Below are 26796 nucleotides of genomic sequence, written 5' to 3'. Positions count from 1 at the left end.
CGCCCAATCTGAACTGCAACTGAAGGAGGAATCATATGATTGAAGTCAAACCTATAAACGCGGAAGATACGTATGAGATCAGGCACCGCATTCTCCGGCCGAATCAGCCGCTGGAAGCATGCAAGTATGAAACCGATTTGCTCGGGGGCACGTTTCACCTCGGCGGATATTATCGGGACAGGCTGATCAGCATCGCCTCCTTTCATCAAGCCGAACATTCAGAGCTTGAAGGCCAAAAACAGTATCAGCTGAGAGGGATGGCGACACTTGAAGGGTACCGCGAGCAAAAAGCGGGCAGTACGCTTATCCGCCATGCCGAAGAGCTTCTTCGGAAAAAAGGCGCAGACCTTTTATGGTGCAACGCCAGGACATCTGTGAGCGGGTACTATAAAAAGCTCGGCTTCAGCGAACAAGGCGGGGTCTACGATATACCGCCGATCGGACCTCATATTTTGATGTATAAGAAATTGACATAAAAAACCCCGCCGGAAGCGGGGCATTCTCTGCCGCATGAGCATTAAAGCTTTGCGGCCTCTTTTTTAAATTGCGCAAGCGCGTTTGTCACTTTTCCGAATTCGGAGGCATGCGGGCGGTCATCTCCGTCCTTATAGCCGTAGTCGACCATCCGGTTTCTGTTGAGGCAGAGCTTCGTCAATTCCGGCTTGAATAAGTCGAACAATTCGAAGCGCTCATGCAGTTCAGGGAATCTCTGCTGATATTCCAAAATCGCATCAGCCAAAGCTTTCCACAGGCGCTTTTCAGGAAGCAGACCGTCATTTTCCAAAATGTTGGCCACATAGCGCAAATGGCAAATGAAAAGCCCTGTAAAGATAAACTGCACAAGCCCTTCCGGCGGCTCGCTTCTGAGAATGACTTTTAAATCTTCTGTCAAACCGCTCAGTTCAGGCAGCGGCTGGTCGCTGATATTGACGTCATCTACAAAATCTTTAATCGCCAGCCTGTGCGGCTGATAATCTTTTAAGACGAGAATCGTATTTTGTCCGTGCGGCGAAAATACGGTTCCGTAGCGGTACATGAAATGCAGAAGCGGCGGCATCACGGTGTTAAACAGCTTTCCGATCCACTCCTCCGCTGACAGCTCCGACTTTTCGATCAGGCGCCTGATAAACGGCACGCCGCCTTGATCAATGTATGTTAAAGAAGCGAGCGTAACAGGCTGCTCTCCATCTTCCAAATACGTATAAATGCTTTCTCTGAAAATAGCGCCGAGCATTTCCAAATATTGATACGGGGCTTTTTCAAGAGCATGATAGTATTGGTGATCAACGTTCAGACTGGCATTTTCGCCCGGCAGGATCACCCTGCATTCATCTTTTAGAAATGCGTCGTTTTCGGCGATCCCTTTAATATGCTCAGTAATTCTCGGCGCGATCACCGTCCGCTCCGACGGCAGTCCTCTGTATACAAGCGTATTTAAAATGCTCATCGGCAGTTTAATATGATGCTTGTGTTTGTTTGTGATGTTTGTAAAGGTCCTGATCGACTGCTGCGGCAGGTACTCGTCTCCGCCTTCCCCTAAAGGAATGATCGCTTTTGAAGCAATTTCTTCCGGAAACTGCTGAATGATCGTATTTGTCCACTGCCATTTGTGGACGGGCAGATAATAATAGTCTTCACTGGCTGCGTCCTGCTTTTCTATCACTTTAGCGAACTGCCTTAAAGTCAGCTCATCAAGCTCTTTATGAATCAGCGTTTCATAATCGAGTCCTTCAACTGAGTGGAATGACGCGGTCTCTTTGTGTACAGCGATCCACAGCAGCCGTTCGGCTCTCTGATTTTCCGGTGCAAACCGGAGGTAGTCATCATAGCCAAAACCGATTCTTCCTTTGTTGTAGACGATCCACGGATGGCCTGTCATCTCGCCTTCAATGACGGCATAATCGGCTTCGGTCAGCTCGTCAGCCGTAAGCGCATCCTTTGCCAAAAGATGAGCATCCGCCAGCATCGTATGGTTGAACTCTTTGATCAAATGCCCCGCTGTTTCCGGACTCATCGGGATATGCGGCTGGATATCGAGGAGAAATTCAATCGCGCTCACTTGTTTTGTCCATTGTCCGCTCTTGAAGACTTCAATCGTCTCCGGCATCGCGTCAAAACTGTCAAACATGCGGGGTTTGGCGGCAAACCGGTACACCTTATCCTCCGCCGTTCTCAGCTCATACCGGTTGATGCCGTCTTCAGTTTCAATGAAATCGGGCTTGATGATATCCTCATACATATACTCAGAAAGCATCTTCGCCAGTAATCGCCGATTGACTTCTGTCCACCTGTCCGGATTGAGGACCCTCTTTAATTCATCTTGAAACAACATGAAAATGCCTCCTTTATTAGCCGTTTGGCACCGCGGTTTTTTCGGTGATTCCTGTTCCGAATGTCTGGAAAACCGTTTTGTGGCTGACGTTGTATACTTCTCTCCCGGCTAGCTGATTGATGATCACCGAGTTCCGGTAAGCGCCGAGTCCCAGGTCAGGCGCTCCGACGCCGTGCGTGTGCAGCTCTCCGTTTTGAACGAAAATATGGTTTTTTGATGTTGCAGCTGTCACCAGTCTATAGTCGCGCGTAATGACATAGCGGCCGCCCGCGTCCTTTTCAATCAGGCTGTCAACAGGTGCCAGACACTCCGGCAGCCTCTCTTTATAGCCCGTCGCCAGGACGACCACATCTGCCTGCCGCTCAAACCGTTCTTCATTCACCCGGTTTGCGCAGTGCAGAATCAGCGTTTCTCCATGCTGTTCGATCTGCTTGACTTCTGTCATGGACTGAAGATCAAAAGCCGCTTCCCGCCCTCCGCAGGTCCGCTCATACAGAAGATGATAAATATCGCTGATCGTCTTCGCGCTGATTCCTTTATAAAGGAGATCCTGCTGCGTTAGCAATTCATCTTTTTTCCACTGTGGAAGCTGATAGAAAAAATCGATATAATCAGGTGAAAAATATTCGAGCCCGAGGTTCGAATATTCCATCGGGAAGAAGCCTTTTGAGCGGGTGAGCCAGCTGACATGCTCCGCTTCATCTTCACCGACGAGGTCATAAAACACCTCGGCTGCGCTTTGACCGGAGCCGACGACGGCCACCCTTTTCCCTTTAAATCCGTCGGGCTTTCTCATTAAATACTCAGCTGAATGGAACACCGAGCCTCCCAAAGCGTCTGAGAGCGTTTCGGGAACGTGCGGGCCCGTCCCAATGCCAAGCGCAACATGCCTCGTGTAATAAACGGCTTCCCCGCCGTTTTCCCGATTCACGACCCGCACTTTAAAAAGCGCCTCCGGATTCGATTCAATGAGCGATATGCTTTCAACATTCATCCCGAAGCGGCACGAGTCAAGCTGTTCTGCCACCCAGCGGCAGTAGTGGTTGTATTCCTTTCTCGGAATATGAAAGTCTTCCAGAAAATAAAAAGAATACAGACGGTTATGCTGCTGGAGATAGTTTAAAAAGCTGTATTCGCTTGTCACATCGGCCATGCTCACCAAGTCGGCCAAAAACGGCACCTGCAGTGTCGTCCCTTCAATCAGCATGCCGGGATGCCAGTTAAAACTTTCATTTCGTTCAATAAACAGCGCATTAATCTCAGGCACGGAATCGGCTAATGCGGCAAGACCGAGGTTAAACGGCCCGATGCCGACGCCGATGACATCATATACATCAGTGGCTCTCTTTGTAGAGTTCATCTTTTTTCCCCTTTTCAAAAAAACGTTCTCGTTCGCAAAACATCAATAATCCGGTTTTATCAGGGAGATTCACAGGTTTAATCGGGCGAAACCCGCATTTTTCAAAAACATGAATCATTTTTTTGTTGCGGATATCCGGCTCTGCGATGACCTTTTTTGTGTTAGGCTCGGCAAATTGCATACAGACCATCGCTTTTAAAAGCGGAAGGGCCAGCCCTTTTCTCAAGTACTCTTTTTCTCCGATCAACAGGTGGATGCCCTGGTCAAAAGGTTCATTATCATAGTGGTGTTCAATGACGTCCCCCTTGACCCAGTACGACTCCCAGTAGCTCATGGGCACACCGTCGATAGAGCCGATGTACAGCGTTTGGTGGGGGTCTGTGATGGCCTTGTGAAAATGGTCTTCAAATTTTGCAAACGGCATGTTTAAATGCCAAAACGGGATGACGTGCTCCTCCTGCATCCAGCGATAGACGAGCGATACGTCTCTTGCATAGTCCGCTTTTTGAAATGTGATCCGGTCATTCATTGGACGGCCGCCGCCTCCTTTAACAGCGGATTGCCGACAGACGTATAACGAGACTGGGTTTCAAGCGAGCCCGTCAGCTCATCCATGTCGTAAAATCTCGTCAGCAGATTGGCCTTGCACGGAAGCTCCGAAAACCGAAGCAGGCTGTCCGTCAACTCAGTGATGCCGTAAATGTGTTCCGCTTTTTCAAGCCGCTCTCTGATCATGGACAGGAGCGTTTCTTCCCGGATCAGCCCTTCGCAGCCAAACCCGTTCACCAGCCCAAACAGATGGTTGAAGAAGAAATAATAGCGCAGTCTCTCAACAGCCACGCCGTCCGTGCAGATCGTCTCGCTCCTTTCGCTCAAGTCTTCGATCAGCTTGGAAAGAATCCCGGCTTTTGATTCGCTGTAGTAATAGCCTTGATTATCCCTGTAGTAAAACGTCTCCGGATAGCCGTTTTTTAAGCGGATAACGGCGTTTTGCTGGTGCGCTTCAATCGCCAGCCCGTATGTTTCAAACAGCCATAAAACAGGCTCAAGCGAAATGGATAAATATTTGTCAAACCAATCAATGCTCACTTCTTCCGTTGTCCGCCCTTCTTTTAATGCCAGCCCGCGGATAACAGAGGACAGCCGTGACTCTTTCCCGAAGGCGTGATCTTGGCAAAGCCCGGCGACCAGACATGCAGAACGGTCGTCTTCATAAAACGGATTCTCCCTGATCACGACTTCAAAGCCGGACTCCCCGTTCTCCCCCCGAATCGAGATGTAGGCAGGATCTGTGATAACGTGAAAGCCCGGAAACTCCTGTTTTAACCTTTGACCGAGTTCTGTCTGAAGCAGCCGGGCCATTTCAACACCTCTGTCCAATTCTTTCTGCTTGTTCACACGAAGCGAATTCGTGATTTTGATCGGGACCGAGAATTTGTACATATAGCGCGAGTGCTTGCTGTAAACCGTGCGGACGGAGGATGTCGCCGTGAACGTCCTGCCCTTTGCACCGAGATATGTAAGGAGACCTTGATCGATCAATTTTTGCACATACGGCTCCTCCAGCAAAGCTCTCGCCTGGAGCGGGTGTGCGGGAAGAAGCGCAAAATCCGGATCGGCCGTTTGCTCGTCTAGCCACGCATTATCAATCATCGGGTCGTTTCTCAATTCCTCTTGTATGACTAGCGGCGCTTTTGTTCCAGTACTTGAATCGTGCAGAACGAGCGAGGCATGCGCCTTAAAGTAATGAAGCTGAAACTCCCCTTTCAATTCAGGTGAGAAAATGTTTTCCTCTTCAGGTTTCATGCCCTGCCTGCTTTTTGGCGTCGGGTGCATCAGATGACCGAGCAAGAGCGACTGCTCCGCTTCGATAAACGTAAAATCAGCGCGGCTAAGCTCATTTTGATCACCGGCCCGTTCTTCCACATAACGGCTGATATTGCGGCAGCTCAAAATGACTCTGAGCAAGAATTCATCCTCGGCACCCCCGCGGTTTTGCTGAAGAAGCAATTCTTTTGAAGCGAGGGAGACGAGCGTGACATAGTCGAGCGGAAGCGGCTTGTTTTGGGTTGTTTGATAGTAAAGCGGAAATGAGAAAAGGTGCCTTCCCGTCTTCGACCAGTACTTGATCGGAACGATCAGCTCGATTTGCTGGCGTTTTAGCGGAACAATCAGCGTTTTTTGAGAGCCGTCCGCGATCTCACGGGTTTTGATGCCGGTTTCACGCAAATAGCAATTTAAAAAACTTTGAATCGTAGCGTTTTCTGCTATTTCTTTAAATGAACTCATCTTGTTATCCTCCTGCTATTCGTATAAAGACTTGCCAGCTCTTGAATCCTGCCGAGAATGTCGTCAAGATCCGAAAGCGTCGTCCGCGGATTCAGCAGCGTGAATTTTAAATACGTTTTCCCGGCTGCTGCCGTCTTGGCGATCACCGCCTGTCCCGTTCTGAACAATTCTCTGTGGATACATTTATTCAAACGGTCGTTCTCCGCGTCGTCTTCTGAGGCGAGGCAGCGGAAGACGACAGCGTTCAGTTCAGGGTGCGGATTCAGCAGTTCGAGCCGATCGCTTGCGGAGATTTTTTCCGCTGCCGCTTCGGCCAATGCGAACGTCCAGTCAATCATCTCGGCGAATGTATCTTCTCCAAGCACACGCAGCGAGACAAACAGCTTTAAAGCGTCAAAGCGCCTCGTCGTCTGAATCGATTTATTGACGAGATGAACGATTCCCTCCGCTTCATCCTCTTCAGGATTTAAATAATCGGCATGATAACCAATCAAGCGGAAATGCCTTCTGTCTTTGACAAGAAAAGCGCCGCAGCTGACCGGCTGATAAAACTGCTTGTGGAAGTCGACGCTGATGGAGTCGGCCCTGTCGATACCGGCCAATTTATAGCGGCGGGTTCTGCTCAAAATCAACGCCCCGCCATACGCGGCATCAACGTGAAGCCAAAGCCCGCCGGCATGCGCGGCATCCGCAAGCTCGGAAAGCGGATCGATGCTTCCGAAGTCCGTCGTACCGCATGTGGCAACAATCGCAAATGGATGTAAGCCCGATTCCTCAAGCAGCGTTGTTTTTCGCTTTAAATCGTAAAGGCTCATCCGCTTTTCATCATCTGTATCGACGAGTACGACGGCGCGCTCTCCAAGTCCGAGCTGGGAAGCCGACTTTTTCACGGTAAAATGAGCATCCTTTGAACAGAGGATCCGCAGCCTGTCCGCTTCCGGCGGCAGTCCGTCCTTCTGTACGTTCCAGTTCCACTGCTTTTCACAGAAAGCATCGCGGGCCAACAGAAGCCCCATGTAATTAGACTGCGTGCCTCCGCTCGTAAATGTTCCGTCAGCATTCTTTCCGTACTCGAACTTTCGGCAAAGCCACTGCACCATTTCTTCCTCGATCAATGAAGCCGCTCCGCTTTGATCAAACGAATCCATCGACTGATTCAACACACTGATCAGCATCTCTGCAGCGAGTGCCGGGATGAGCGGCGGACAGTGCAAGTGTGCGGCGCATTTTGGATCTTCAACATGAATCCGGTGCGGCAAATAGGCTTCTTTTAGATCAGCGAGAACATCCGCAAGCGGTTCTCCCGCTTCCTTAAACGAAAACAAGTTTTTAATTTCGTGCTTTAATTCATTCGGCATCTTCCCGCTGTAGGGCTTCATTTTATTTTTCCAATCGGCCCACAGCGTCTCTACAGCGGCCTCGGCCGCGTCACGGTATGCTTTGATCCCCTGTTCGCCGTTGTGCATAAACAGGGAATCAAAGTTTTTCTGTTTACTTGACTGCTTCATAGACGGCCTCTCTGAAGATCGTGATGATATCGTCGATTTGCGCCTCTGTTACGATGAGCGGCGGCAAGAATCGGATCACGCTTCCATGGCGTCCTCCCGTTTCAACGATCAGTCCTTTTTCAAAGCATTTTCTTTGAATCACGCTTGCAAGCTCCGCATCAGCCGGATAGCTGCCGTTTGCGTTTTGTTTTTTATGCGGTGCGACAATTTCGGCGCCGATCATCAGCCCCCGTCCCCGGACATCACCGATTTCAGGAACGTGTTCCTGAATGTCTTGCAATTCCTGCATGAGCTTCGCGCCGACTTTTTCTACATGTGACAGTACATCGTGCTCTTTTATATATTTTAACGTTGCACTTCCGGCCGCCATCGCCATCTGGTTCCCTCTGAATGTACCGATATGCGCCCCCGGTTCCCACTGATCAAGGTCTTGATCATAGATGACGACAGACAGAGGAAGACTTCCGCCGATCGCTTTTGAAAGGACGATGACATCCGGTATAATGCCGGCGTGCTCGAACGCAAACATTTTTCCGGTTCTGCCGATGCCGGTCTGCACTTCATCAATGATTAGAGGGATTCCGCGTTCTTTTGTGATCCTTCTCATTTCTTTTATCCATTCAGCCCGAGCCGGAACTGAGCCTCCTTCTCCTTGTACGGCTTCAAAGATCATCCCGGCCGGCTGTAAAATTCCGCTTTCCGGATCATCCAGCATATTTTCGATATATGCGCTCGACAGCTTGTGGCTCGCCTCTCCTCCTCTTCCAAACGGGCAGCGGTATTCATACGGATATGGCAGGAAATGCACATCAGGCATAAGTCCCTGGACATTTTCCTTTGGAGATAAATTACCGCTCAGCGCCATCGTTCCATGAGTTGCACCATGATAGGCACCGTGAAACGACAAGATGGTTCTTCTCCCCGTTGCCGTTTTGACAAGCTTGAGAGCGGCTTCGATCGCATCGCCGCCGGTCGGACCGCAAAACTGGATCTTCGCCCGTTTGGCAAACGCCTCAGGAAGGCTTGCAAATACTTCGCTGACAAACTCTTCTTTGATTTCCGAAGTGATATCAAGCGTGTGCAGCGGGCGTTTTTCATCAAGCATTTTTTGAATCGCTTCAATCACAACTGGATGATTATGACCAAGCGCAAGCGTCCCCGCTCCTGCCAGGCAGTCATAATATTGCTTTCCATCCGCATCAGTCACCAAAACGCCTTCCGCGGTTTGCATGGCGAGCGGAAATCTTCTCGGATATGAACGCGCATTAGACTCTCTTCTATTTTGCTGCTCCAAAAACACTTGATTTTTAGAACTCGTTTGTACAGGCATAGAAAGCATTCCTCCAATTGATAAAGATTATCATTTTCAATGACAAAAAAGTGTATATTTTGTGACACCGGCATGTCAATAAGATTCAGAAAAATAGGACGTTTCTCACAATGAGGCAACATAAAGAGTTCCTCTACTGCAAATCCAGCTGCTAATATGAATCAATAGTTCCTTGAATGATATGTTAATGGAATTTTTTGGACTGTTTTTAAATAACCCGAGGCCTGAAATAAAAAGGAGCGGCTGCTGAACGTCGATTTTTCAGCAGCCGGTACAGCAGGGACTCACATGAGCTTCCCGGCGAGTTCTGCGATCGTTTGAATGCCGTAGCGAAGCTCTGGCAAAGAGGCGTACGAATAGGACAATCTGATGCTGTATTTAGCTTCTTTATCGTAGAGGGTGCCGGGATTGATGAGGATGTTTTTCTGTAATGCTTGTTCGAACAAAGCGCTGAGCGAGAGCGGCTTTAGAAATGTGACCCAAATGTAAAACCCGCCTGAAGGCTTTTCCCAGCGGGCGATTCCTCTGCAATAGGTCTCAAGACACCGGAGCGCCTCATCCCGCCTTCGTCTCAGTTCGCCTTTGATCCGGCTGAGATTTTCATCATAAAGTCCGCTTGAAAGCCACTTTGCAGCCGCCCATTGCGACAATGAACTTGAGCCGTAGTCAGTCTGCATTTTAATATCGGCCAGCCTCTCGATGACGGGCTCCGGGCCTGTGATCCAGCCGATGCGAAGGCCGGGGCTGACTGTTTTCGATAGTGTACTGACATAAAGAATGCTGCCTTCTCTGTCCATGGCCTTCAGCGGCGATGACGGCGGACCGTCAAGCCGCAAGTCGCCGTATGCGTCATCTTCAATAACCGGGAGCGACAGCCGTTTGCTCATTTGAATCAGCTCGCGCTTCCGGTTTTCCGACATCAGTTTGCCCGTCGGATTGTGAAATGACGGAATCGTGTACAGTAAATCGGCGCCATGCCGTTTTTTTACCGCCGGAATGACGGACGGGTCTAATCCCCCGCCATCCATTGGAAGCCCGCAAAGCCGCATGTCCATCGATTGAAAAACGTGCAGCGAGTATAGGTATGACGGCTTTTCCGTCAACACGACGGCTCTCCGCTTCAAAAGACCGATCGATATGAGCTGCAGCGCTTGGAGCGCTCCGGAGACAATCAGAATCGAGTCGGCCGATACACGCACACCCTTCCGGCCCAGATGCTCCGCCAGCACCTCTCTTGTATAGCGGCTTCCTTTCGCTTCTTCATACCCGAGCATCAGCCTATCAGACGGTGCGCGGCGAAGAATCTCTTCCATCTGTTGATAAGGCATCAGTTCAGGCGCCAATTCACCTGTGCCGAGCCTGATGATCCCTTCTGTAAACTCCTGCCTGTTGATTTCCTGAACCGTCATTGAATTGGGACGGTGAATTCCCGAACGTACATAACTCGTCCAGTCAAGCGGCGGACCCGCCGTCAATTGTGACCATGTTTGATTGGCCACCTTTGTGCCTCCGCCCCGGTTGCCTTCAAGAAATCCTTGGGCTGTCAGCTCGTCCAGAGCCGCGGTAACCGTGCTTCTATTCACTTGAAAGATAGATGCCAGCTTGCGTTGTGAAGGGATTTTCGTCCCGGCCGGCCATTCGCCCTGTAAAATCTTCTCTTTTATGATCTGTTCGATTTGCTGGTATAACGGAATGTCTGAATGTCTGTTCAGCTGTCTGTTCACTTCATGTTCAGCTCCTTTTTTAAAAGATAGCATTTGGCTGGGCAATTAGACCAGCCAAATGGCCGGAGACATTCCCCGCTTCTTACTCTACAATAAAACGGATGTTTTGAATGAAAGGGGTTTTAACAGTCATGAACGCAGTTATTCACGGAATGATTCTCGCTTTTGGACTGATCTTGCCGCTCGGCGCGCAAAATGTCCTGATTTTTCAGCAAGGGGCCGCATCATCGAGCATTTGGCGTGTCTTGCCGCTTGTGATCTCCGCATCGTTGTGCGATTCCCTCCTGATTATACTGGCAGTCACAGGTATTTCCGCGGCTGTCGCCGGCCTTCCTGAAGTTAAATTTGTCCTTTTGACCGGAGGATTTTTGTTTCTCATTTATATGGGATGGATCACATGGAAGAGCAAACCGGCGGTAGGAAACGCGTCCGAAGCTATGCCGCCCAAAAAGCAAATCGCTTTTGCTGCGGCCGTATCGCTCTTAAATCCGCACGCCTTGCTCGATATCGTCGGCGTGATCGGCACCAACTCTTTAGCGTATGAAGGTGCGGATCTTTGGCTGTTCACCTGTGCATGTATGATCGTTTCGTGGCTATGGTTCCTTGGACTTGCCGCAGCGGGAAGACTTCTCAAACAGCTCGATTCACAGGGGGTCGTCATGACCTTGTTCAATAAAGGATCTGCGGCTGTCATGTGGGGGCTTGCCGCCTACCTCGGCGCCTCGCTGTTTACCTGATCCTGCGGGAACGCGGCTTCTGTCCGCATAAACCTGAGAAGCAGCGAGCACAATAAGGACATCCGGTAACCCGGCAATGATCAATCGCTGATGAGGGATGTCCATGTTTCGAAAATATAAAAGAAAGGGAGCCGGATTGCGGAGCGCTCCCATTACGAAAGATGCCCTTCTTGACGCCACCGCCGGTATGGCTGATGCGGTGATCGAAGAGCATGAAACAAAAGGCGGACAAAAAGCAGTATTTTACTATTTACATACCATCATTGATCGGGTCATGCTCCAACAGTCGATCATCAGGCCTCTGATCATGAGCGCCGAAGAAGAGTCAATATATCGCTGTTTAAAAACCTTTGTTTTGCACGTTGAACCGATCGTATCTTTAGAAACCGCAAAGGAGTGGCTGATGTCCGGTTCGATCATCATCCATGATCCGGACAGGCAGCAGTGGTTTGCCATTCCCATTGAAAATCGGGTCGGCCGGCAGATCGAACCGTCTCAAACCGAAACGGTGATGTACGGTCCGAAAGACAGTTTTACCGAGCAGCTCGACGTCAATCTTTCTTTGCTGCGGCGCAGGCTGCCTTTAACCAATTTAAAAGCGGAAAGGCTGACGGTCTGTTCGCTCAGCAAAACATCTGTTGTTATCGTTTATATTGCCGGATTAACCAATCCGGAATTGATTGAGGAAGCCAGAAAAAAAATCGCGGAAACCGATTTTGACATGATCTTCGATTCCGCACAGCTCACTGAATTGATTGAAGATCATCATCATTCGATTTTTCCGCAGTTCCAGCAGACCGAGCGTCCCGACATTTCCGCATACAATTTAAGCATTGGCAAAGTCGCCATTTTGGTCGATCAGACGCCGTTTGTATTACATGCACCGATCACGTTTTTTCACCTTTTTCACTCCGCTGAAGATTATACGACGCGCTGGCCGGTTGCCAGCTTTTTTAGAATGCTGCGCTACGCCAGTTTTTTTCTGTCTATTTTGCTCATCCCTTTTTATGTGGCTTTGTCGACTCATCATTATCATATGTTTCCGCTCCAGATCCTTTATGTGCTGATCGAATCAAGGAGCAAAGTGCCGTTCACCCCGTTTTGGGAAGCGGTTCTTATGCTGCTCGTCATTGAAATTATTAAGGAAGCCAGCGTGCGGATGCCGACAAAATCAAGTTCAACATTGGGGGTTATCTCGGGGATTGTGATTGGAGAAGCAGCGGTGCAGGCGGGCTTCGTCAGCAAAGTGCTAATCGTTTTGGTCGGCATCTCAACGGTCGCGTCATTTTTGGTGCCTAACTACATCGTAGCTAAAGGGCACACTTTGATTCATTTTACGATGCTCGTGTTCTCCGCCTGCCTCGGTTTTTTCGGATTGATCTTCGGAATGATCGGACTGTTTGTTCATTTGAACGGGCTTACTTCTCTCAAGCAGCCTTATTTTGCGCCGATTACTCCGTTATATTGGCGCGATTGGCTCGATCTTTTTATACGAAGTCCTTTGATCTGGCTGAAAAAGCGCCCCGAATATCTGCATACCTTGCAAAAATGGCGGTACGTTAAAAGGAGATGAAGCGGCTTGAGTTCTTTTCAATTATTTCACAAGACACGGCCTCTCGGCGGAATTTACATCGCCCTCATCGCCAACCGTATGCAAGTTCTTTTTTTCATCTTGGTTCTGCCGATGTATCTGGTTCACCCTTACATGATGTTCGTTATGCTCGCTGTCGGAATGCTGTCACAGTTCAACTTGTACCTGTTGTCCAAATGGCTGTCTTCTCCAGCGGCCGCAAAAGGCTATGAAGGCTTTGCCGCTCTCTTCGGCGAACGCAAGCTGCGCTTTTTTATCCTGATCGGCTTAATTCAGCTCGCGTTAAAGATCGCGATCATGATCACAAGCTACGCCGAAACGGTGAGACACTTCATCTTTCCCGCCATCAATATCAACTGGCTTGTGATCTTGATTCTGGTGATCAGCGGATATGCGGCCTCCCACGGCATGGAAAATACGATGCGATTTGTCATCATTGCCTTTATGTCATCATTTTGGATCGTGTTCATTTTTATCAGGTTTTATATCCCCCCGATCGCTTCCTTGACCGATTTATATCCGTTGATTCCTTTTGACTGGACTGAACATTCTTGGAAGGCGCTGCTCGTCATGTGGTCTTCTTTTTCCAGTCCCGAGTATTTGATTTGTCTGGCTCCATGGTTCAGCAAGGAAGCTAATGTGCTGAAATGTTTATCGGTCGGTAATGCGATTTCACTCTTCGAATATTTGTTTTTGTTTATCGGTGCATTATTTTTCTACGGCTCCTCTTATTTGCTGGAAACCATTTTTCCGGTGATAAACATGCTCCGCTATTTGCAGTCGCCGATTTTGGAGCGGATCGATACGTTTCTACTGTCTGCCCATATGTTTCATTTTGCGTTTGTAATCGCGATTTTTTTACTCTGCTTTTACGGAGGCCTCCGCATTTTGTTTAAAAGAATGGCCAAGCCTGTGACGCGAAGAGGATTTCTGTTCAGCTTCCTATTGCTCATGGGATTTTCGCTCGTGTTAAGCACCTGGTTTTGGCAATCCGGAAAGCAGCAAGATATGTGGTTTTTGATCGAAGTATCCATCGGAGCCGTCACTTACGCATTGACTCCGGCTATTCTTGTCATCGCCGGAAAACGAAAGGGGCGCATGCAATGATCAGCGGGAAACGCCTCATATTAAACGGCTGTATCGCACTTGTGATTTTCATGACGATTGAGGGCTGCTCTCCATTTGTTGAAAACAATGAGATTGAAGAAATCTCACCGGTTACCTTTTGGTATATCAAAGAAGGGAAAAAAGGAAAGATCTCAATGAGCACCACCGTCCCTCCGGTGGGCCTTGAAAAGAAGCGGCTATTCAGCACCGAAGTCAATATGATCAAACAAGTCGGCAAGCGATTTAATTTAAATTATTACAACGAGCTGAAAAACGGGCAGCTGAGAATGGTGATGATCGAAGAAAATCTCGCTGAAAAAGGCATACTTCCGATTATCAACACGCTTCTGTCAGACCCGAAAATCGGCCCTCGCCTTTATCTCATCGTCGTCAACGGCGATTTTGACAAATATATACTGAACGAATTGAAGCAAAGCGAGAATTTTGACTTTTATCTTTATCAGACGTTAAGGCATTTTGAAAGAGCCAACCAGGGTGAAATGAGCATCGTTAACCTGCATCAATTCAAAAACCAGCTGTACACCCACTATTCAGATCCTTACGTGCCTGTTTTCAGAACCGATGGTAACCAGTTCACATATGAAGGAACAGGACTTTTCCGAAACGACAAATTCGTGAAGACACTGACCGGCATAGACGATCAAATTTTTCAGCTGCTCAACAATAACAGGTATCTGAAGTTCCTCACGATTCCCAACTTGTCAATCATAATCGGCCAAGCCCGCTCAACCGTCACATTTGACTTAAATCAAAACAATACAGCTTTATCAATGAAAGTCAGCATAAACGCGGGCATTGAAGAATACACAGGCGACAAAAACCTGCAGGATCAAAGCGAGTTCAGCGCACTTGTCCATGATGTGGAATCCGAATTGGAAAAGAAAACAACGGACATGATAAAGGACATGCAAAACATTCGGGTTGATCCGCTTGAAGTCGGCGGTGAAGCGCTGTTTCCGTTTACGAAGCCGATGAGCGACAAAGCGTGGCTGCATCGTTGGGAGAAGATGGATGTCGAGGTGGACTATCAGGTGAATCTGAGACCGAATCTGAATGTGCAATAAGGGGCTTGCAGTTGATTGAAAACGCTGAGAGAAAGGGCGGCATCGGGCGGAGAAATGCTTTCTTCCGCCCTTCTTTCTGTTGATCCTATTGACCGCAGGATGATCTCCGGCATACTTTGTCTTTATCACAGCCCGTTTATGAGCCCCGTTTCATACCGTAAGCTGTTTCGTCTGATACTGAATCTTGACGGTCTTGCCTGTTGACCAGGATTCTGAGGCCGCAAGCGCGATTTCCAGATTGACTGCCGCATCCACTTCAGTCACAATCGGTTTCGTTTTGTTGCGAACACACTTGGCAAAGTGCTGCATCTCTAAGCAGTACGCTTCATGGAACCTCGCCTGGAAATCCGGAATGATATTATAGCTGCTCCCCTGCCCGGTCCGCACGGTAACCGCCGGGTTCCGCAGCGTCCCGATGAAGATGCTGCCGTCCGTCCCGATAATTTCGGCACGTATATCGTGGCCGTAAGACGAATTGCGGCTTGCTTCCGCATCACCCGCCGCCCCCGAATCAAACTCCATATAGGTGAGCGCTTGATCGACATCATGGCATCCCGGCATGAACGCGTGCTTCAAAACCCTTCCGTGGCCGGAAACCGAAGTAATTTCAGCCCCCATTAAATAACGCGCGATATCATAATCGTGAATCGAACAATCGACGAAAATACCGCCGCTTTTTTTAATGAATTCGGCCGGAGGAGAGCCAAAATCGCGCGTGAACCCTTTATAATAGATCGGTTTGCCGATTTCTCCGGCATCGATCCTCCTTTTGGCATCCGCATAAGCAGGATCAAACCGCCTCATAAACCCCACCTGGCAAATCACGCCCGTTTCTTTGACTTTAGAAATGACTTCAATCGATTCTTCAAGATTTAATGTCAGCGGCTTCTCGACGAAAATCTGTTTGCCGCATTCGGCCGCCTGTTTGATCACTTCGGCATGGGTAGATGTCGGTGTAACGATGACGACGGCATCAATCTCTGGATCGTGGAGACATTCAAACGGATCTTCAAACCACTTTTCAACACCCAGTTCAGCGGCAATCTCCCTCGCCCTCCCCTCTGCCGGATCGGCCACAGCGGCGAGCAGGACCCCGGGCACCTCGGTTTTGAGGTTTTTCGCATGGTAATAGCCGAGCCTTCCGAGCCCTAATACGGCGCATCTCACTCGTTCTGTCATTTTCTTCTCTCCCTTCTTACATATTGAAAGCGCTTTATTAATTAGAGAAAGCGCTTGCTCATTTCAATTTTGATTTTACCCTGTATTTATTTTATCCGCAATGCTTTTTAGGATTTAACGAGAGCAAGCGCTTGCTCTTATTTTTTAAAAAAAGAGCGTTTTTTTCTATCAAAACCCGCTCTTTTCTGCATGTGCATCTTTTTTAAATGGAGGTGCCGTCGACTGTCTGACGACAAGTTCAGGCATGAGAATGATTTTGTTTTTCGAACTTTTCTCGCCGCTGATTTCTTCGGCCAGCAGCTCGGCCGCACGGCGGCCCATTTCTTCAATCGGCTGCGACACTGTCGTAAGCGGCGGATCGGTCATTTCGGCTAAAAACGTATTATCAAAGCCGATGACAGATAAATCCGTTGGAACTTGGAGCCCCCATTCCCTTGCAGTCTGAATGACTCCGCACGCAAGCACATCATTCATGGCGAAAACGGCGGTCGGAATGTTGCTTTCGAAAATCTGAGCGGCTGCTTTTTTGCCGCATTCCAGGGAAAAACCGGTACCGGCGATGAGCGATTCATTCACTTTGATGCCGGCTTCATCCATCGCTTTTTGGAAGCCTTTCAGCCTGTCTTTTTCTCCGGTTGTCGATCCGTCGCCGGCGATGCAGGCGATTGTCTTATGGCCGAGTGAAATTAAATGCCGCGTCGCTAAGTATCCGCCCATAAAATCGTCGATGACCACGACATCCAGCGGAACAAGGGCGCGGTCCTGAGAAATCATCACGAGCGGTATGCCCTCTTTTGCAATACCCTCGAGCGCATCCATGCTCTCCTGATTTTCGATGCCGGTCGCAAAAATGATGCCGTCGACGCTTTTTTGCTTGAGCACCGAGAAATACGTTGTCTCCTTTTTCGGATCGCGGTCGGTACTGCATATCATCATGCTGAATCCAAGCTCGCCCGCCCGCTCTTCAACGCTTTTGGCAAGCTCTCCGAAAAAAGGGTTTGCAATATCGGGCGTCAACAGGCCGATATTGTTCGTGCGCTTTCCGGTAAGCGCAGAAGCGTGAACATTCGGCTGATAATCGAGTTCTTTCATGACGGCATGCACTCTTTGCCTTGTCGACCTGCTGATTCTCCCGGTATTGTTGATCACCCGGGAAACCGTGGAAATCGAAACGCCTGCCGCTTCCGCTACATCATAAATGGTTTTTTTCATTTTGGTCCCCTCTAGTCCGCTGATGAAAGATATCTAATATTACATTATAGAGCGTGTCAGCTACCGCCGCAAATCAGCTCCCACTCCTCCCGCAATATTCCGTATCTGATTGAATCATAATAGACTCCGTCATAATATCTGACTTTGCGAATCCGGCCTTCCATCTTAAACCCCGCTTTTTCGGCGCACCTCATCATCCGCCTGTTGCCGGACCACGTCGTCATTCCGATTCTCGGCACATCGACGTTTTCAAATAGGAAGCCGACCCATAATTCTACGGCTTCCGTGCCGTAACCTCCGTTCCAGAACCGCGGATCATAGATGCCGATCCCGCATTCCAGCCAGCGTGTCGGCCGGCACTCCCAATAGTAAGAAACGGTTCCTTTCAGCTCTCCTTCGATCTCAATCGCCAAATAGCGCGGCGGTTTTTCTTTTAAAGCCGGCACAAAAGAGTCGAGAAAATATTGAAACGGTTCGGGCTGAAGCGGAAAATAAGGGGCATCCCATTTTTTCCATTCAGGGTTTCGGGTTCCGTAAATCATTCTCCATAATCCGGGCAGGTCATCCATTGTGATCGTGCGCAGCTTTACTTTTTCACCATTGATGGATGCCAAACTTTTCTCCTCCTATGCTTTGAAAATATCACTCAATATTTCTCTTCATCATCTTTCTGTATTCAACAGGCGAAATCCCTTCTATTTGTTTAAACAGCTTTGAGAAATAAGTCGGATCATCGATTCCGACTTGTTCGGCAATCGATGACATTTTGTCGTTTGTCGAAGAAAGGAGCCGCTTCGCTTCAAAAACCTTCGCCTTATTGGCGTATTGGCCCGGTGTGATGCCGAACGCCTTTTGCATGCAGCGGGTAATGTAGTCCTGGTGATAGTGAAGGGCAGCCGAGAGCTGCTCCATGCTGAGCTTCTCCTTATAGTGGCGGTCGATGTAATGCTGCGCTTCGGATGCCACACGCTCACTCGCCGAAGGAATGTGGAACGCCTCCTTCTGCAGGTGAATCAGCAGCTCTTCGAACAAGAGCTGCTTCCGAAGAGGCAGGTCGGAATTTTGGGCGGAATCGTCAATCAAACGTCTAAACTGCTGTTCAATAAACGCTTTTTGGTCGATCTTTCCCTTTCTCGGAATCTTTAAATGATATAATGTCGGCGTTTCAAACGTCCCCTTCTTCAGCTTGAGCTCAGTCCAGTTCTCACCTCCCTGCTGTGCAAAGCCATAAGACGGCTCCTGAAAGTGCAGCCAAAAATAGCGGGTATCGTCTTGACAGCCTTGGTGTCCATAATGCTCAAGCCCCGGTACAAGGATGATATATTCCCCTTCCCGGATCTGATGGGGGTCGCCGTCCTCAGTCAAAAATAGTTCCCCCTGTATTACATATAAGAGATCAAACACGGAATATTCACGCCTCACATGCTTTTCCCCTTTTTTGAACAGTCCTTCTCCGCCGGTAATCAACACAGGGAGCGGCGGAATTGTAAAGATGATATGTTCCATGTTCTCTCCCCTTTTCATCAAGTCGTATTTCTCCAAGAAGTATCGGTTTCGTCTCTTCTTATTATAAGAAAATGGCGTTACACTATAAAACGGATTTTTTAAAAGAAAGGGGTCAAACGCCATGAAAAAAACAGCACCTCAAAACCTCTCTTTATTCGCATTGACCTGGCCTATATTTATCGAGGTTTCATTATATATGTTAATGGGCAACGCAGATACCCTGATGCTCAGCCAATATTCCGATGACAGCGTGGCAGCCGTCGGCGTCAGCAACCAAATGCTGAACTTGATCATTGTGATGTTCGGTTTTATCGCCACAGGAACAACCGTTATTATTTCTCAATTTTTAGGAGCGCGGCAAAAAGCCGAAGCGATGGAAGTCGGCTATGTTTCTATCAGCGCCAATTTTATCATCAGTCTATTCATCAGCGCGGTGATTTATATATTTGCCAAACCGCTTTTATTGATGATGGGCCTGTCCGCCAACCTGCTGGCCGAGGCCGGCATCTTTCTCCAGATCGTCGGCGGACTGTCCTTTATTCAAGCGCTCATTATGACGTTCAGCGCCATTTTGAAAAGCTACGGGCATACAAAGGACACAATGGTTGTAACCATCGGCATGAATATCCTGAACATCGCCGGCAACTATCTTGTCATATTCGGGCCGTTCGGCTTTCCGGTTTTAGGCGTGGCCGGCGTAGCAATGTCCACTTCGATCGCGCGCATCATCGGCCTGTTCGCGATCGCTCTGCTCGTCAAAAAGCGCGTCGGCATGCCGATGTTGTCCAAACGGCTGTTTGTCTTAAAGAAAAGCCATCTGAAAAAACTGCTGAAAATCGGGATACCTTCAGCAGGGGAGCAGCTTTCGTATAACGCGTCACAGATGATTGTCACCTATTTTATCACGCTGATGGGCGCGCAGGCGCTGACGACAAAGGTCTATACCCAAAATTTGATGATGTTCATCATGCTTTTCGGCACAGCGATCAGCCAGGGAACGCAAATCTTAATCGGACGCCATATCGGCGCGAAACAATTTGATGAAGCGTACAGCCGCTGTCTGAAGAGCCTCTGGTGGGCTCTGGCCATTACAACATTTACTTCCGTTCTCTTCGCTGTGTTTTCCAAACAGCTGATCGGCATTTTCAGCAGCAATCCCGATATTATCGCAACGGCCAGTATACTGATCCTTTTGACGATTATCCTGGAGCCTGGCCGCTCGTTTAACGTGGTCATCATTAATTCTCTCAGAGCTGCTGGAGACGCGAAATATCCGGTTTATATGGCAATTGTCTCAATGTGGGGAATCGGCCTTCCGATCGCTTATATTTTCGGCATTCAGCTCGGATTCGGCCTGGCGGGAATATGGTTTTCCTTCATCGCCGACGAGTGGGTCAGGGGAATTTTGATGTACAGAAGATGGAGATCTAAAATGTGGCTACAAAAAGGCTTTGCGGCATAACCTGCTTTCAACTGAAAGCAGGTTTTTTCATGTCATAAAACATCACAAGGATTTCATTCTGTGAATACAAACCTCTCTGATAATAGGTCTAATAGATTAATTTTTTTGAAAATTCGTATTGATTTTCAATTTGATATTACGTATGATAATAAACATAACAATACACGTAATAAAACCTTACACCAAAAGGAGGATTTACATTGTGAAAAAAATCGAAACGATTATACGCCCTGAACAGTTTCCCCGCCTCCGCAAAAAGCTTGAAGAGGTTGGCATAAACGGATTAACGGTCTCAGAGGTTGCCGGCTGCGGGCAACAGCGCGGGAAACAGGCTTTGTTTCGCGGCACCTCCTACGAAATCAAGCTGCTGCCTAAAGTGAAAGTCGAAATGGTGATTGAATCGGAGAGCGTTGATGAAATTATCCAAATCATCGAAAGCACATGTTCGACAAATACGGTTGGCGACGGAAAAATCTTTGTGCTCCCGATTGAAAATGCGGTTCGTATCCGGACAGGGGAATCCGGAAAAGAAGCGATTGTGTAAAACGACCGGCTCCACCCCGCCTCTTTTTGCCGATACTTTAAGAAAGGATGATTCTTATGAAAACCAAGGTATCTTTCGTCCTGTTCCTCAGTTTTTTCCTCGCAGCATCAGCTCTGGCCGCAGAACCGACGGCGCAATCGGTCAATGATTCGGTCAACATGATATGGGTGGCCATCGGCACTCTGCTCGTCTTTTTTATGCACGCCGGTTTCGCGATGATTGAATCTGGCTTTACCAGAGCTAAAAACACGTTAAACATTTTAATGAAAAACTTTCTGACGGTCTCTATCGGCTCCATCCTTTATTTCTTCGCCGGATACGCGTTGATGTTCGGGGACAGCGCCGGCGGGTTCATCGGCACAAGCGGTTTTGCTTTAGCAGGTGATCAGGATGTCGGATTTTTCGTCTTTCAGGCCGTGTTTGCCGCTACGTGCGCGACCATTATTTCCGGCGCTGTCGCTGAACGGATGAAGCTTGGCAGCTATATGATTTTGACGCTGTTTATGACCGGTCTCATCTACCCGGTTGTCGGCCATTGGACTTGGGGGGAAGGCTGGCTGTATGACCTCGGATTTGTTGATTTTGCCGGATCTGCGATCGTTCACACGACAGGTGCTGCGGGCGCGGTTGCGGCTGTCATCTTTCTCGGGCCGCGGATTGGAAAATATGCAAACGGAAAGGTCAATGCCATTCCAGGACACAGCATTCCGCTGGGCGCACTCGGCGTCTTTATCCTGTGGTTCGGCTGGTTTGGGTTCAACGGCGGAAGCACGCTTGCGGCTGATCCCGCCGCCGTCCCGCATGTCATCACCACAACCCTTTTAGCCGCGTCGGGCGGAGTCGTCAGCTCGGCGCTGTTCACTTATTTCCGCTACGGCAGGATCGACCCTTCCCTGACGCTGAACGGCGCGCTTGGCGGCCTTGTCGGAATTACCGCGGGCGCGGACGGCGTTTCATTTACAGGCGCGATATTAATCGGATGCATCGCAGGTGTCATTTTAGTTGTCGGCGTTCAGTTTATCGATCAGGTGCTGAAACTTGACGATCCCGTCGGCGCCATTGCCGTTCACGGTGTTTGCGGTGTTTGGGGGACGCTTGCAGTCGGGCTTTTCAATACATCGAGCGGTCTCTTTTACGGAGGAGGAGCCGCACAGCTCGGCATTCAAGCCGTCGGCATTTTGGCGATCGCAGCCTGGACCCTCGCTGCTACATCGGCTGTCACTGCAGTAATGAAAGCTTTCACTCCGATCCGGGTATCAAAAGAAGAGGAAATATCCGGACTCGATTATGCCGAACACGGTTCTTCGGCGTACGAGTATAAAGAAAGCTACATCGAACAGGGCGATGTTGACGTCAGCTCCGCTTTCGGAACCGATCTTGTCTCACGGCTCAACAATTTAAAGCCGGGACCGTCTTCCAAAACAGAACAGGTTTGACTCTCATCCATCCAGTCTGCCGATCATTGAAATCAGCGGCGGTGTTCAAATAACGCCGCCGTTTCTTTTGCCAAAACGCAGAACACCCGGCTTATGCCGGGTGTTTTATGTTATTCCTCAATATCAATTCGATAATTCTCAAACCAAGTATGGATTTGGGCAAGGTGTGCGATCAACTGCGGTCCCTTCATCAATTGTCCGTACCAGGGAACTTGAAATGATGCGCCCTCCGTCTCAATCAGCCGCTCCAGTTTTTTCTTGTCTAAGAAAACATAAAGCGCCGAGTCTTTTTGCTCCAGCAATGACTCCAGCCAACGAATGACGGCTTTCGTATAAGCGGGGTGGTGCGTTTTCGGATATGGACTTTTTTTGCGATACAGCACTTCATCAGGCAAAATGCCTTCAAGAGCCTTGCGGAAGATGCCTTTTTCACGGCTGCCATGCATTTTGACATCCCACGGAATATTCCAGACATACTCGACAAGCCTGTGGTCCGCAAACGGAACCCTGACTTCGAGGCTCGCCCCCATGCTCATTCTGTCTTTTCGATCCAAGAGCGTTGTCATAAACCAGAGCATATTTAAGTAAAACAGCTCTCTCCTTCGTTTCTCCGCACCCGTTTCTCCTTCAAGCAGCGGTGTTTCTTTAACCGTTTCCTCGTATTTCGCCTTCACATATTCGCCGAGGTTCAATTTTTTCTGCCAGCCGTCCTGCAGAAGTGCGATCCGTTCTTCCATTGATCTCATCCATGGGAAACCTTTCACATCTTCTGCCGAATGGAACCAAGGGTAGCCGCCGAAAATTTCGTCCGCGCATTCCCCGGAAAGACTCACGACAAAGTCCTGTTTAATCTCGCGGCAAAACCACAGCAAAGAAGAATCGACATCAGCCATCCCCGGCAAATCACGGACCAGTACGGCTTCTTCCAAATAAGCGGCCAGCTCCTCCTGGGAAATCACGCAGTTGTGGTGAACCGTTGCGAATGCATCGGACATTTTTTTAATCCACGGTCCGTCGGCGTTTGGCTGAAATGAACTTGACGTAAAATATTGCTCATTGTCTTCATAATCGATCGAAAACGTATGAAGCGGCCCCTTCCCTTCTTCCTCAAAATGCTTGGCGGCCGTTGCGGTAATGGCGCTCGAATCAACCCCTCCTGATAAAAACGTGCAAACCGGCACATCAGACACAAGCTGCCTTGTGACGGCGTCCTGAAACAGCGACCGCACATTTTTCACCGTTTCGTCAAAGCTGTCGGTATGCTTCTCGCTTTTCACATTCCAGTAGCGCCAAACCGTTAAACCGTCTTTTGAGAAAATCATCGCATGCCCCGGGCGGATCTCTTTTATTCCTTTAAAAACACCGCTCCCCGGCGATCGCGACGGCCCGAGGCCGAAAATTTCGGCCAGCCCTGAACGGTCGACCTTTGCTTTCACTTCCGGGTGAACGAGAATCGCTTTGATTTCAGATCCGAACAGAAATGATGAGCCCTGTTCGGTGTAAAAGAACGGTTTAACGCCGAGCCTGTCGCGTGCCGCAAAAAGAAGATCGCGCTTTTCATCCCATACCGTAAATGCAAAAATTCCGTTCAGCCTGTCGATGCATTCCTCTTTCCATTCCATGTATGAATGAAGCAAAACCTCTGTATCTGAGTGGCTCTTGAATTGATGCCCCCGCTGCCTAAGCTCTTTCCGCAAATCCTCCGTATTATAGAGTTCGCCGTTATAGCAAATCGTATAATCGTACCCTTGGTGTGTGCGGGTCATCGGCTGTCTGCCGCCTTCCAGATCCACAACTGCCAAGCGTTTATGTCCGAATAAAACATGGCGCTTTCCCCAAATATTCGTATCATCAGGTCCTCTGTTCGAAAGCGTATCAGTCATTTTCTCCATGACAGACTGCTCCTGAACAAGCGGCTTCTTAAAATCGACCCACCCCGTTATTCCACACATTGTCGATCAGCTCCAATTCTAATGTTCTTCCTCTGCTTTAGGCTTCACTTCCTTTGTCACTTTACCTATTTTATGCACCTTAAAATAATAGTTGAATTGTCCAACAGAGTCTTGTATGAGACAAGCCCGTTTTGGAAAAAACGAAATAAGAAAGGAGACCGCCCATGGACACCGAACGCCAAAAACGAATTTACGCCGAAAAGCGCAAATGGATTTACGGCAAAATTTTAATGGAAGACGGGATTTGCCTGATTGAAAACGAAGAAGGAGATTTATTTTTGGTTGAAAGCCTGAACAGTCCCGGAGTTTTCATCAGCATAGACGGAGAATGGCAAAAAGCCGAACTGTTTGATCAATTTGCCGTCACGGAAAAGCCGGAGACCGTGAAGCTGACAGGCGGAGAATCGATCCGTTATCTAAAAACGGTAAAACAGGCATTTCTCGAATTTTTGAACGATCTGGAAGACGGACAGTTCTATTCTTTTTTGGATCAGCTGAACAGCCTCGGCTTTTCCGTCTTTGACTGCGTCTTCGCCTATAACGGCTTGAGCTTTTGGCCCGGGAAAAAGGATGTGAAGGGCGTTTCGTTTTATCAGTTTTCTCATGATATGAAACAATGCGCCCTGCAGCATCATTACGAACGAAAAGAGGAATGGAAGGACAGATTCGAATGGACCGCTTCAGACGGGGAACGAATCGTGATAATTTCAACCTTCAAGCCGCCGACATAAAAAGACACCAGTTCTCATAAAGAACCGATGTCTTTTAATTAAAACACTTTAAAGCCGAGTGGAAGACGGAGCCCAAGCACAACCGTCAAGAGCAGAACGACAATAAAGCCGATCCAGATCCCGGTGGCCGCTTTTCCGTTTTTCCTGCGAATTAAAAGCATTTCCATGAATCCGATGGTGATGAGGCCGAGCAAGGCCTTCGCTATGTATTCTCCGTTCCATGCCGTGAACTTTAAAAAGAGCTGCGCCCCGGTAATGATAACGATAATATAGAATAAGCGGAGAATCATATGTGTAATTTTTGCGCCTTTGCTGTTTCCAGATGAGTAAAGTCCGTAAGCAACGAACACTAAAATGAGCGCGATCACCCAAGACGTGATATGCATATGCGTCATATTCATTTTTCCCCCTATCAAATCAGGTATCGTTCTTATCTTATCATGAACCGGTCCATTAAACAAAACAATGTGAACGCTGTCATTTCCGCAGCAAAAAAGACGCTGAGATCATTCATCAGCGCCTTTTTCATTTATTTGCGTTTGTTCTTTTTCATGCTTTTCGTTATCTGTTTCCACCGCTTTTTTTCCTGCTGCGCCGCCCGTTTATCCGTTTTTCTTTCGAGGTATTCGAGCTCTTTTTTTAATTTCAGGTAGCTTTGGAACCGGCCGGCATCGAGTCTGCCGTCAGCCAGCGCCTCCTGCACGGAGCAGCCGGGTTCTGTTTGATGCATGCAGTCTGAAAATCGGCAGTTTTTTGCAAGCTGGTCAATATCGCTGAAGCTCTGTCTGAATCCTTCTTCCGATTCCCAAAGCTCCAATGCCCGCATCCCCGGCGTATCGATTAAAAGTCCGCCTTCAGGCAGCAAGAACATTTCCCTGTGTGTCGTCGTATGCCGCCCTTTGTCGTCATCTTCACGGACGGATTGGACCACCTGCCTGTCTTCATTCAGAAAAAAGTTGATGATCGTTGATTTGCCAACGCCTGACGACCCTAAAAGGGCGACGGTTTCTCCTTGTTTCACATACGCTTTCAACTCATCCATCCCATTGCCTTCATGAGCGCTGATGACATGAATCGGCACCCCGAATGCCACGGATTCCGCCTGGCGCACCTTTTCTTCAATCCGGTCAGCGATGTCGGCTTTGCTCAAGACAATGACGGGATTGGCTCCGCTTTCCCAAGCCAGCAGCAAATAGCGTTCGATTCTTCTCACATTAAAATCCAGACCGAGCGCATTGACGAGAAAGATCGTGTTGACGTTTGCTGCGGTGATCTGTTCCTCTGCCGGCTCCCCCGCCGCTTTGCGCGAAAATTTGCTGAACCGGGGAACGACCTCCGTGATCATCCCTTTCTTTTCGCCACCGCGTGGGCGCATATACACCCAATCGCCGACAGCGGGGTAGTCTCCGCGGCTCTCCGCTTCAAACCTCAGCCTGCCTGAGATTTCGGCCAGCCACTCTCCCTCTTCCGTCCATACCCGGTACAACCTTTTATGCTCAAGGGCGATCCTTCCTAAAATCAGACCTTCCTCGTCCTTTAAAGCTTCCATGATATATTTGATGCCTAATGCAGATAAATTCAATGTGGTTTCCTCCTAAAGATCTGATGATTTTTCAAACAAAAAAAGAGCCGCAAATACACGGCTCTCTCAACATATAAACACTCCATGAGCCGCTTCGACAGCCCATGGAAATATCACCAGATCCATTTG

Annotated in this window: 23 protein-coding genes; 9 read left to right on the top strand and 14 right to left on the bottom strand. The window is 48.8% G+C overall.

Annotated elements, in window-relative coordinates:
* Nucleotides 1-35 precede the first annotated feature (35 nt).
* The gene (locus tag MHH76_RS06315; RefSeq protein ID WP_020450903.1) at nucleotides 36-476 is read left to right on the top strand and encodes a GNAT family N-acetyltransferase; all 441 of its coding nucleotides are present in this window, start codon (nucleotides 36-38) and stop codon (nucleotides 474-476) included.
* 41 nt (nucleotides 477-517) lie between these two features.
* On the opposite strand, the gene MHH76_RS06310 is transcribed toward MHH76_RS06315, so the two are convergent.
* The 7 genes from MHH76_RS06310 to MHH76_RS06280 form a co-directional block, all read right to left on the bottom strand.
* Nucleotides 518-2332, bottom strand: coding sequence for an IucA/IucC family siderophore biosynthesis protein (locus tag MHH76_RS06310; protein ID WP_025811669.1), 1815 nt, complete (start codon nucleotides 2330-2332; stop codon nucleotides 518-520).
* 16 nt (nucleotides 2333-2348) lie between these two features.
* Nucleotides 2349-3692, bottom strand: a complete 1344-nt coding sequence (locus tag MHH76_RS06305) for a lysine N(6)-hydroxylase/L-ornithine N(5)-oxygenase family protein (protein WP_025811671.1) — start codon at nucleotides 3690-3692, stop codon at nucleotides 2349-2351.
* Nucleotides 3667-4221, bottom strand: coding sequence for a GNAT family N-acetyltransferase (locus tag MHH76_RS06300; RefSeq protein WP_043054279.1), 555 nt, complete (start codon nucleotides 4219-4221; stop codon nucleotides 3667-3669). Before MHH76_RS06300 ends, MHH76_RS06305 begins: the two co-directional genes overlap by 26 nt.
* Complete coding sequence (locus MHH76_RS06295; protein WP_025811672.1) at nucleotides 4218-5981, bottom strand: IucA/IucC family protein; 1764 nt, start codon at nucleotides 5979-5981, stop codon at nucleotides 4218-4220. Before MHH76_RS06295 ends, MHH76_RS06300 begins: the two co-directional genes overlap by 4 nt.
* Nucleotides 5978-7489, bottom strand: coding sequence for an aspartate aminotransferase family protein (locus MHH76_RS06290; RefSeq protein WP_025811673.1), 1512 nt, complete (start codon nucleotides 7487-7489; stop codon nucleotides 5978-5980). Before MHH76_RS06290 ends, MHH76_RS06295 begins: the two co-directional genes overlap by 4 nt.
* Nucleotides 7473-8819, bottom strand: coding sequence for an aspartate aminotransferase family protein (locus tag MHH76_RS06285; protein ID WP_025811674.1), 1347 nt, complete (start codon nucleotides 8817-8819; stop codon nucleotides 7473-7475). The genes MHH76_RS06290 and MHH76_RS06285 overlap by 17 nt, the downstream gene beginning before the upstream one ends.
* Before the next feature lie 284 nt (nucleotides 8820-9103).
* Nucleotides 9104-10576 carry a PLP-dependent aminotransferase family protein gene (locus tag MHH76_RS06280; protein WP_043054578.1) on the bottom strand — a complete coding sequence of 491 codons (1473 nt, stop codon included), beginning with the start codon at nucleotides 10574-10576 and terminating at the stop codon, nucleotides 9104-9106.
* A 98-nt stretch (nucleotides 10577-10674) separates the two neighbouring features.
* Between MHH76_RS06280 and MHH76_RS06275 the strand changes: the two genes are divergently transcribed.
* From MHH76_RS06275 to MHH76_RS06260, 4 genes are all read left to right on the top strand, one after another.
* Nucleotides 10675-11280: a LysE/ArgO family amino acid transporter gene (locus tag MHH76_RS06275; protein ID WP_025811677.1), complete on the top strand. Its 606-nt coding sequence runs from the start codon at nucleotides 10675-10677 to the stop codon at nucleotides 11278-11280.
* 103 nt (nucleotides 11281-11383) lie between these two features.
* The gene (locus tag MHH76_RS06270; protein WP_023856625.1) at nucleotides 11384-12853 is read left to right on the top strand and encodes a spore germination protein; all 1470 of its coding nucleotides are present in this window, start codon (nucleotides 11384-11386) and stop codon (nucleotides 12851-12853) included.
* Nucleotides 12854-12859: 6 nt separating this feature from the next.
* Nucleotides 12860-13978, top strand: a complete 1119-nt coding sequence (locus MHH76_RS06265; RefSeq protein ID WP_043054278.1) for a GerAB/ArcD/ProY family transporter — start codon at nucleotides 12860-12862, stop codon at nucleotides 13976-13978.
* Nucleotides 13975-15063 (top strand): Ger(x)C family spore germination C-terminal domain-containing protein, encoded by a 1089-nt coding sequence (locus MHH76_RS06260; protein WP_025811681.1) that lies wholly within the window; start codon nucleotides 13975-13977, stop codon nucleotides 15061-15063. The genes MHH76_RS06265 and MHH76_RS06260 overlap by 4 nt, the downstream gene beginning before the upstream one ends.
* Nucleotides 15064-15213: 150 nt before the next feature.
* Here MHH76_RS06260 and MHH76_RS06255 read toward each other — a convergent pair whose 3' ends face one another.
* The 4 genes from MHH76_RS06255 to MHH76_RS06240 all read right to left on the bottom strand — a co-directional run bounded on the left by MHH76_RS06255 (nucleotide 15214) and on the right by MHH76_RS06240 (nucleotide 18960).
* Entirely contained in the window at nucleotides 15214-16242 is a 1029-nt protein-coding gene (locus MHH76_RS06255) for a Gfo/Idh/MocA family oxidoreductase (RefSeq protein WP_043054277.1), read from the bottom strand.
* Between the two features lie 168 nt (nucleotides 16243-16410).
* On the bottom strand, nucleotides 16411-17454 hold the full coding sequence (locus MHH76_RS06250; protein WP_043054276.1) for a LacI family DNA-binding transcriptional regulator: 1044 nt from the start codon (nucleotides 17452-17454) through the stop codon (nucleotides 16411-16413).
* 56 nt (nucleotides 17455-17510) lie between these two features.
* Nucleotides 17511-18068, bottom strand: coding sequence for a GNAT family protein (locus tag MHH76_RS06245; protein ID WP_020450889.1), 558 nt, complete (start codon nucleotides 18066-18068; stop codon nucleotides 17511-17513).
* A gap of 28 nt (nucleotides 18069-18096) precedes the next feature.
* Entirely contained in the window at nucleotides 18097-18960 is an 864-nt protein-coding gene (locus MHH76_RS06240; RefSeq protein ID WP_023856620.1) for an AraC family transcriptional regulator, read from the bottom strand.
* 121 nt (nucleotides 18961-19081) lie between these two features.
* On the opposite strand from MHH76_RS06240, the gene MHH76_RS06235 reads away from it, so the two are divergent.
* From MHH76_RS06235 to MHH76_RS06225, 3 genes are all read left to right on the top strand, one after another.
* Nucleotides 19082-20422 (top strand): MATE family efflux transporter, encoded by a 1341-nt coding sequence (locus MHH76_RS06235; RefSeq protein WP_023856619.1) that lies wholly within the window; start codon nucleotides 19082-19084, stop codon nucleotides 20420-20422.
* A 202-nt stretch (nucleotides 20423-20624) separates the two neighbouring features.
* Entirely contained in the window at nucleotides 20625-20966 is a 342-nt protein-coding gene (locus MHH76_RS06230; RefSeq protein WP_020450886.1) for a P-II family nitrogen regulator, read from the top strand.
* 56 nt (nucleotides 20967-21022) lie between these two features.
* Entirely contained in the window at nucleotides 21023-22402 is a 1380-nt protein-coding gene (locus tag MHH76_RS06225) for an ammonium transporter (RefSeq protein WP_043054275.1), read from the top strand.
* Nucleotides 22403-22512: 110 nt separating this feature from the next.
* On the opposite strand, the gene asnB is transcribed toward MHH76_RS06225, so the two are convergent.
* Nucleotides 22513-24354: an asparagine synthase (glutamine-hydrolyzing) gene (gene asnB / locus MHH76_RS06220; protein WP_043054274.1), complete on the bottom strand. Its 1842-nt coding sequence runs from the start codon at nucleotides 24352-24354 to the stop codon at nucleotides 22513-22515.
* A gap of 164 nt (nucleotides 24355-24518) precedes the next feature.
* Here asnB and MHH76_RS06215 point away from each other — a divergent pair, with 164 nt between their 5' ends.
* Nucleotides 24519-25085 carry a DUF2777 domain-containing protein gene (locus tag MHH76_RS06215; RefSeq protein WP_043054273.1) on the top strand — a complete coding sequence of 189 codons (567 nt, stop codon included), beginning with the start codon at nucleotides 24519-24521 and terminating at the stop codon, nucleotides 25083-25085.
* Between the two features lie 38 nt (nucleotides 25086-25123).
* Here the strand turns inward: MHH76_RS06215 and MHH76_RS06210 are convergent, their stop codons facing one another.
* Together MHH76_RS06210 and rsgA are read right to left on the bottom strand one after the other, a co-directional pair.
* Nucleotides 25124-25480, bottom strand: coding sequence for a YisL family protein (locus MHH76_RS06210; protein ID WP_011197750.1), 357 nt, complete (start codon nucleotides 25478-25480; stop codon nucleotides 25124-25126).
* Between the two features lie 134 nt (nucleotides 25481-25614).
* Nucleotides 25615-26667, bottom strand: coding sequence for a ribosome small subunit-dependent GTPase A (rsgA, locus tag MHH76_RS06205; protein WP_020450882.1), 1053 nt, complete (start codon nucleotides 26665-26667; stop codon nucleotides 25615-25617).
* Between the last annotated feature and the right edge of the window lie 129 nt (nucleotides 26668-26796).

The sequence above is a fragment of the Bacillus sp. FSL L8-0193 genome, from assembly GCF_037976065.1.
GTDB lineage: Bacteria > Bacillota > Bacilli > Bacillales > Bacillaceae > Bacillus > Bacillus paralicheniformis.
Note: the sequence above shows the minus strand (reverse complement) of the source record. Positions and strands in the feature narration are given on the sequence as shown.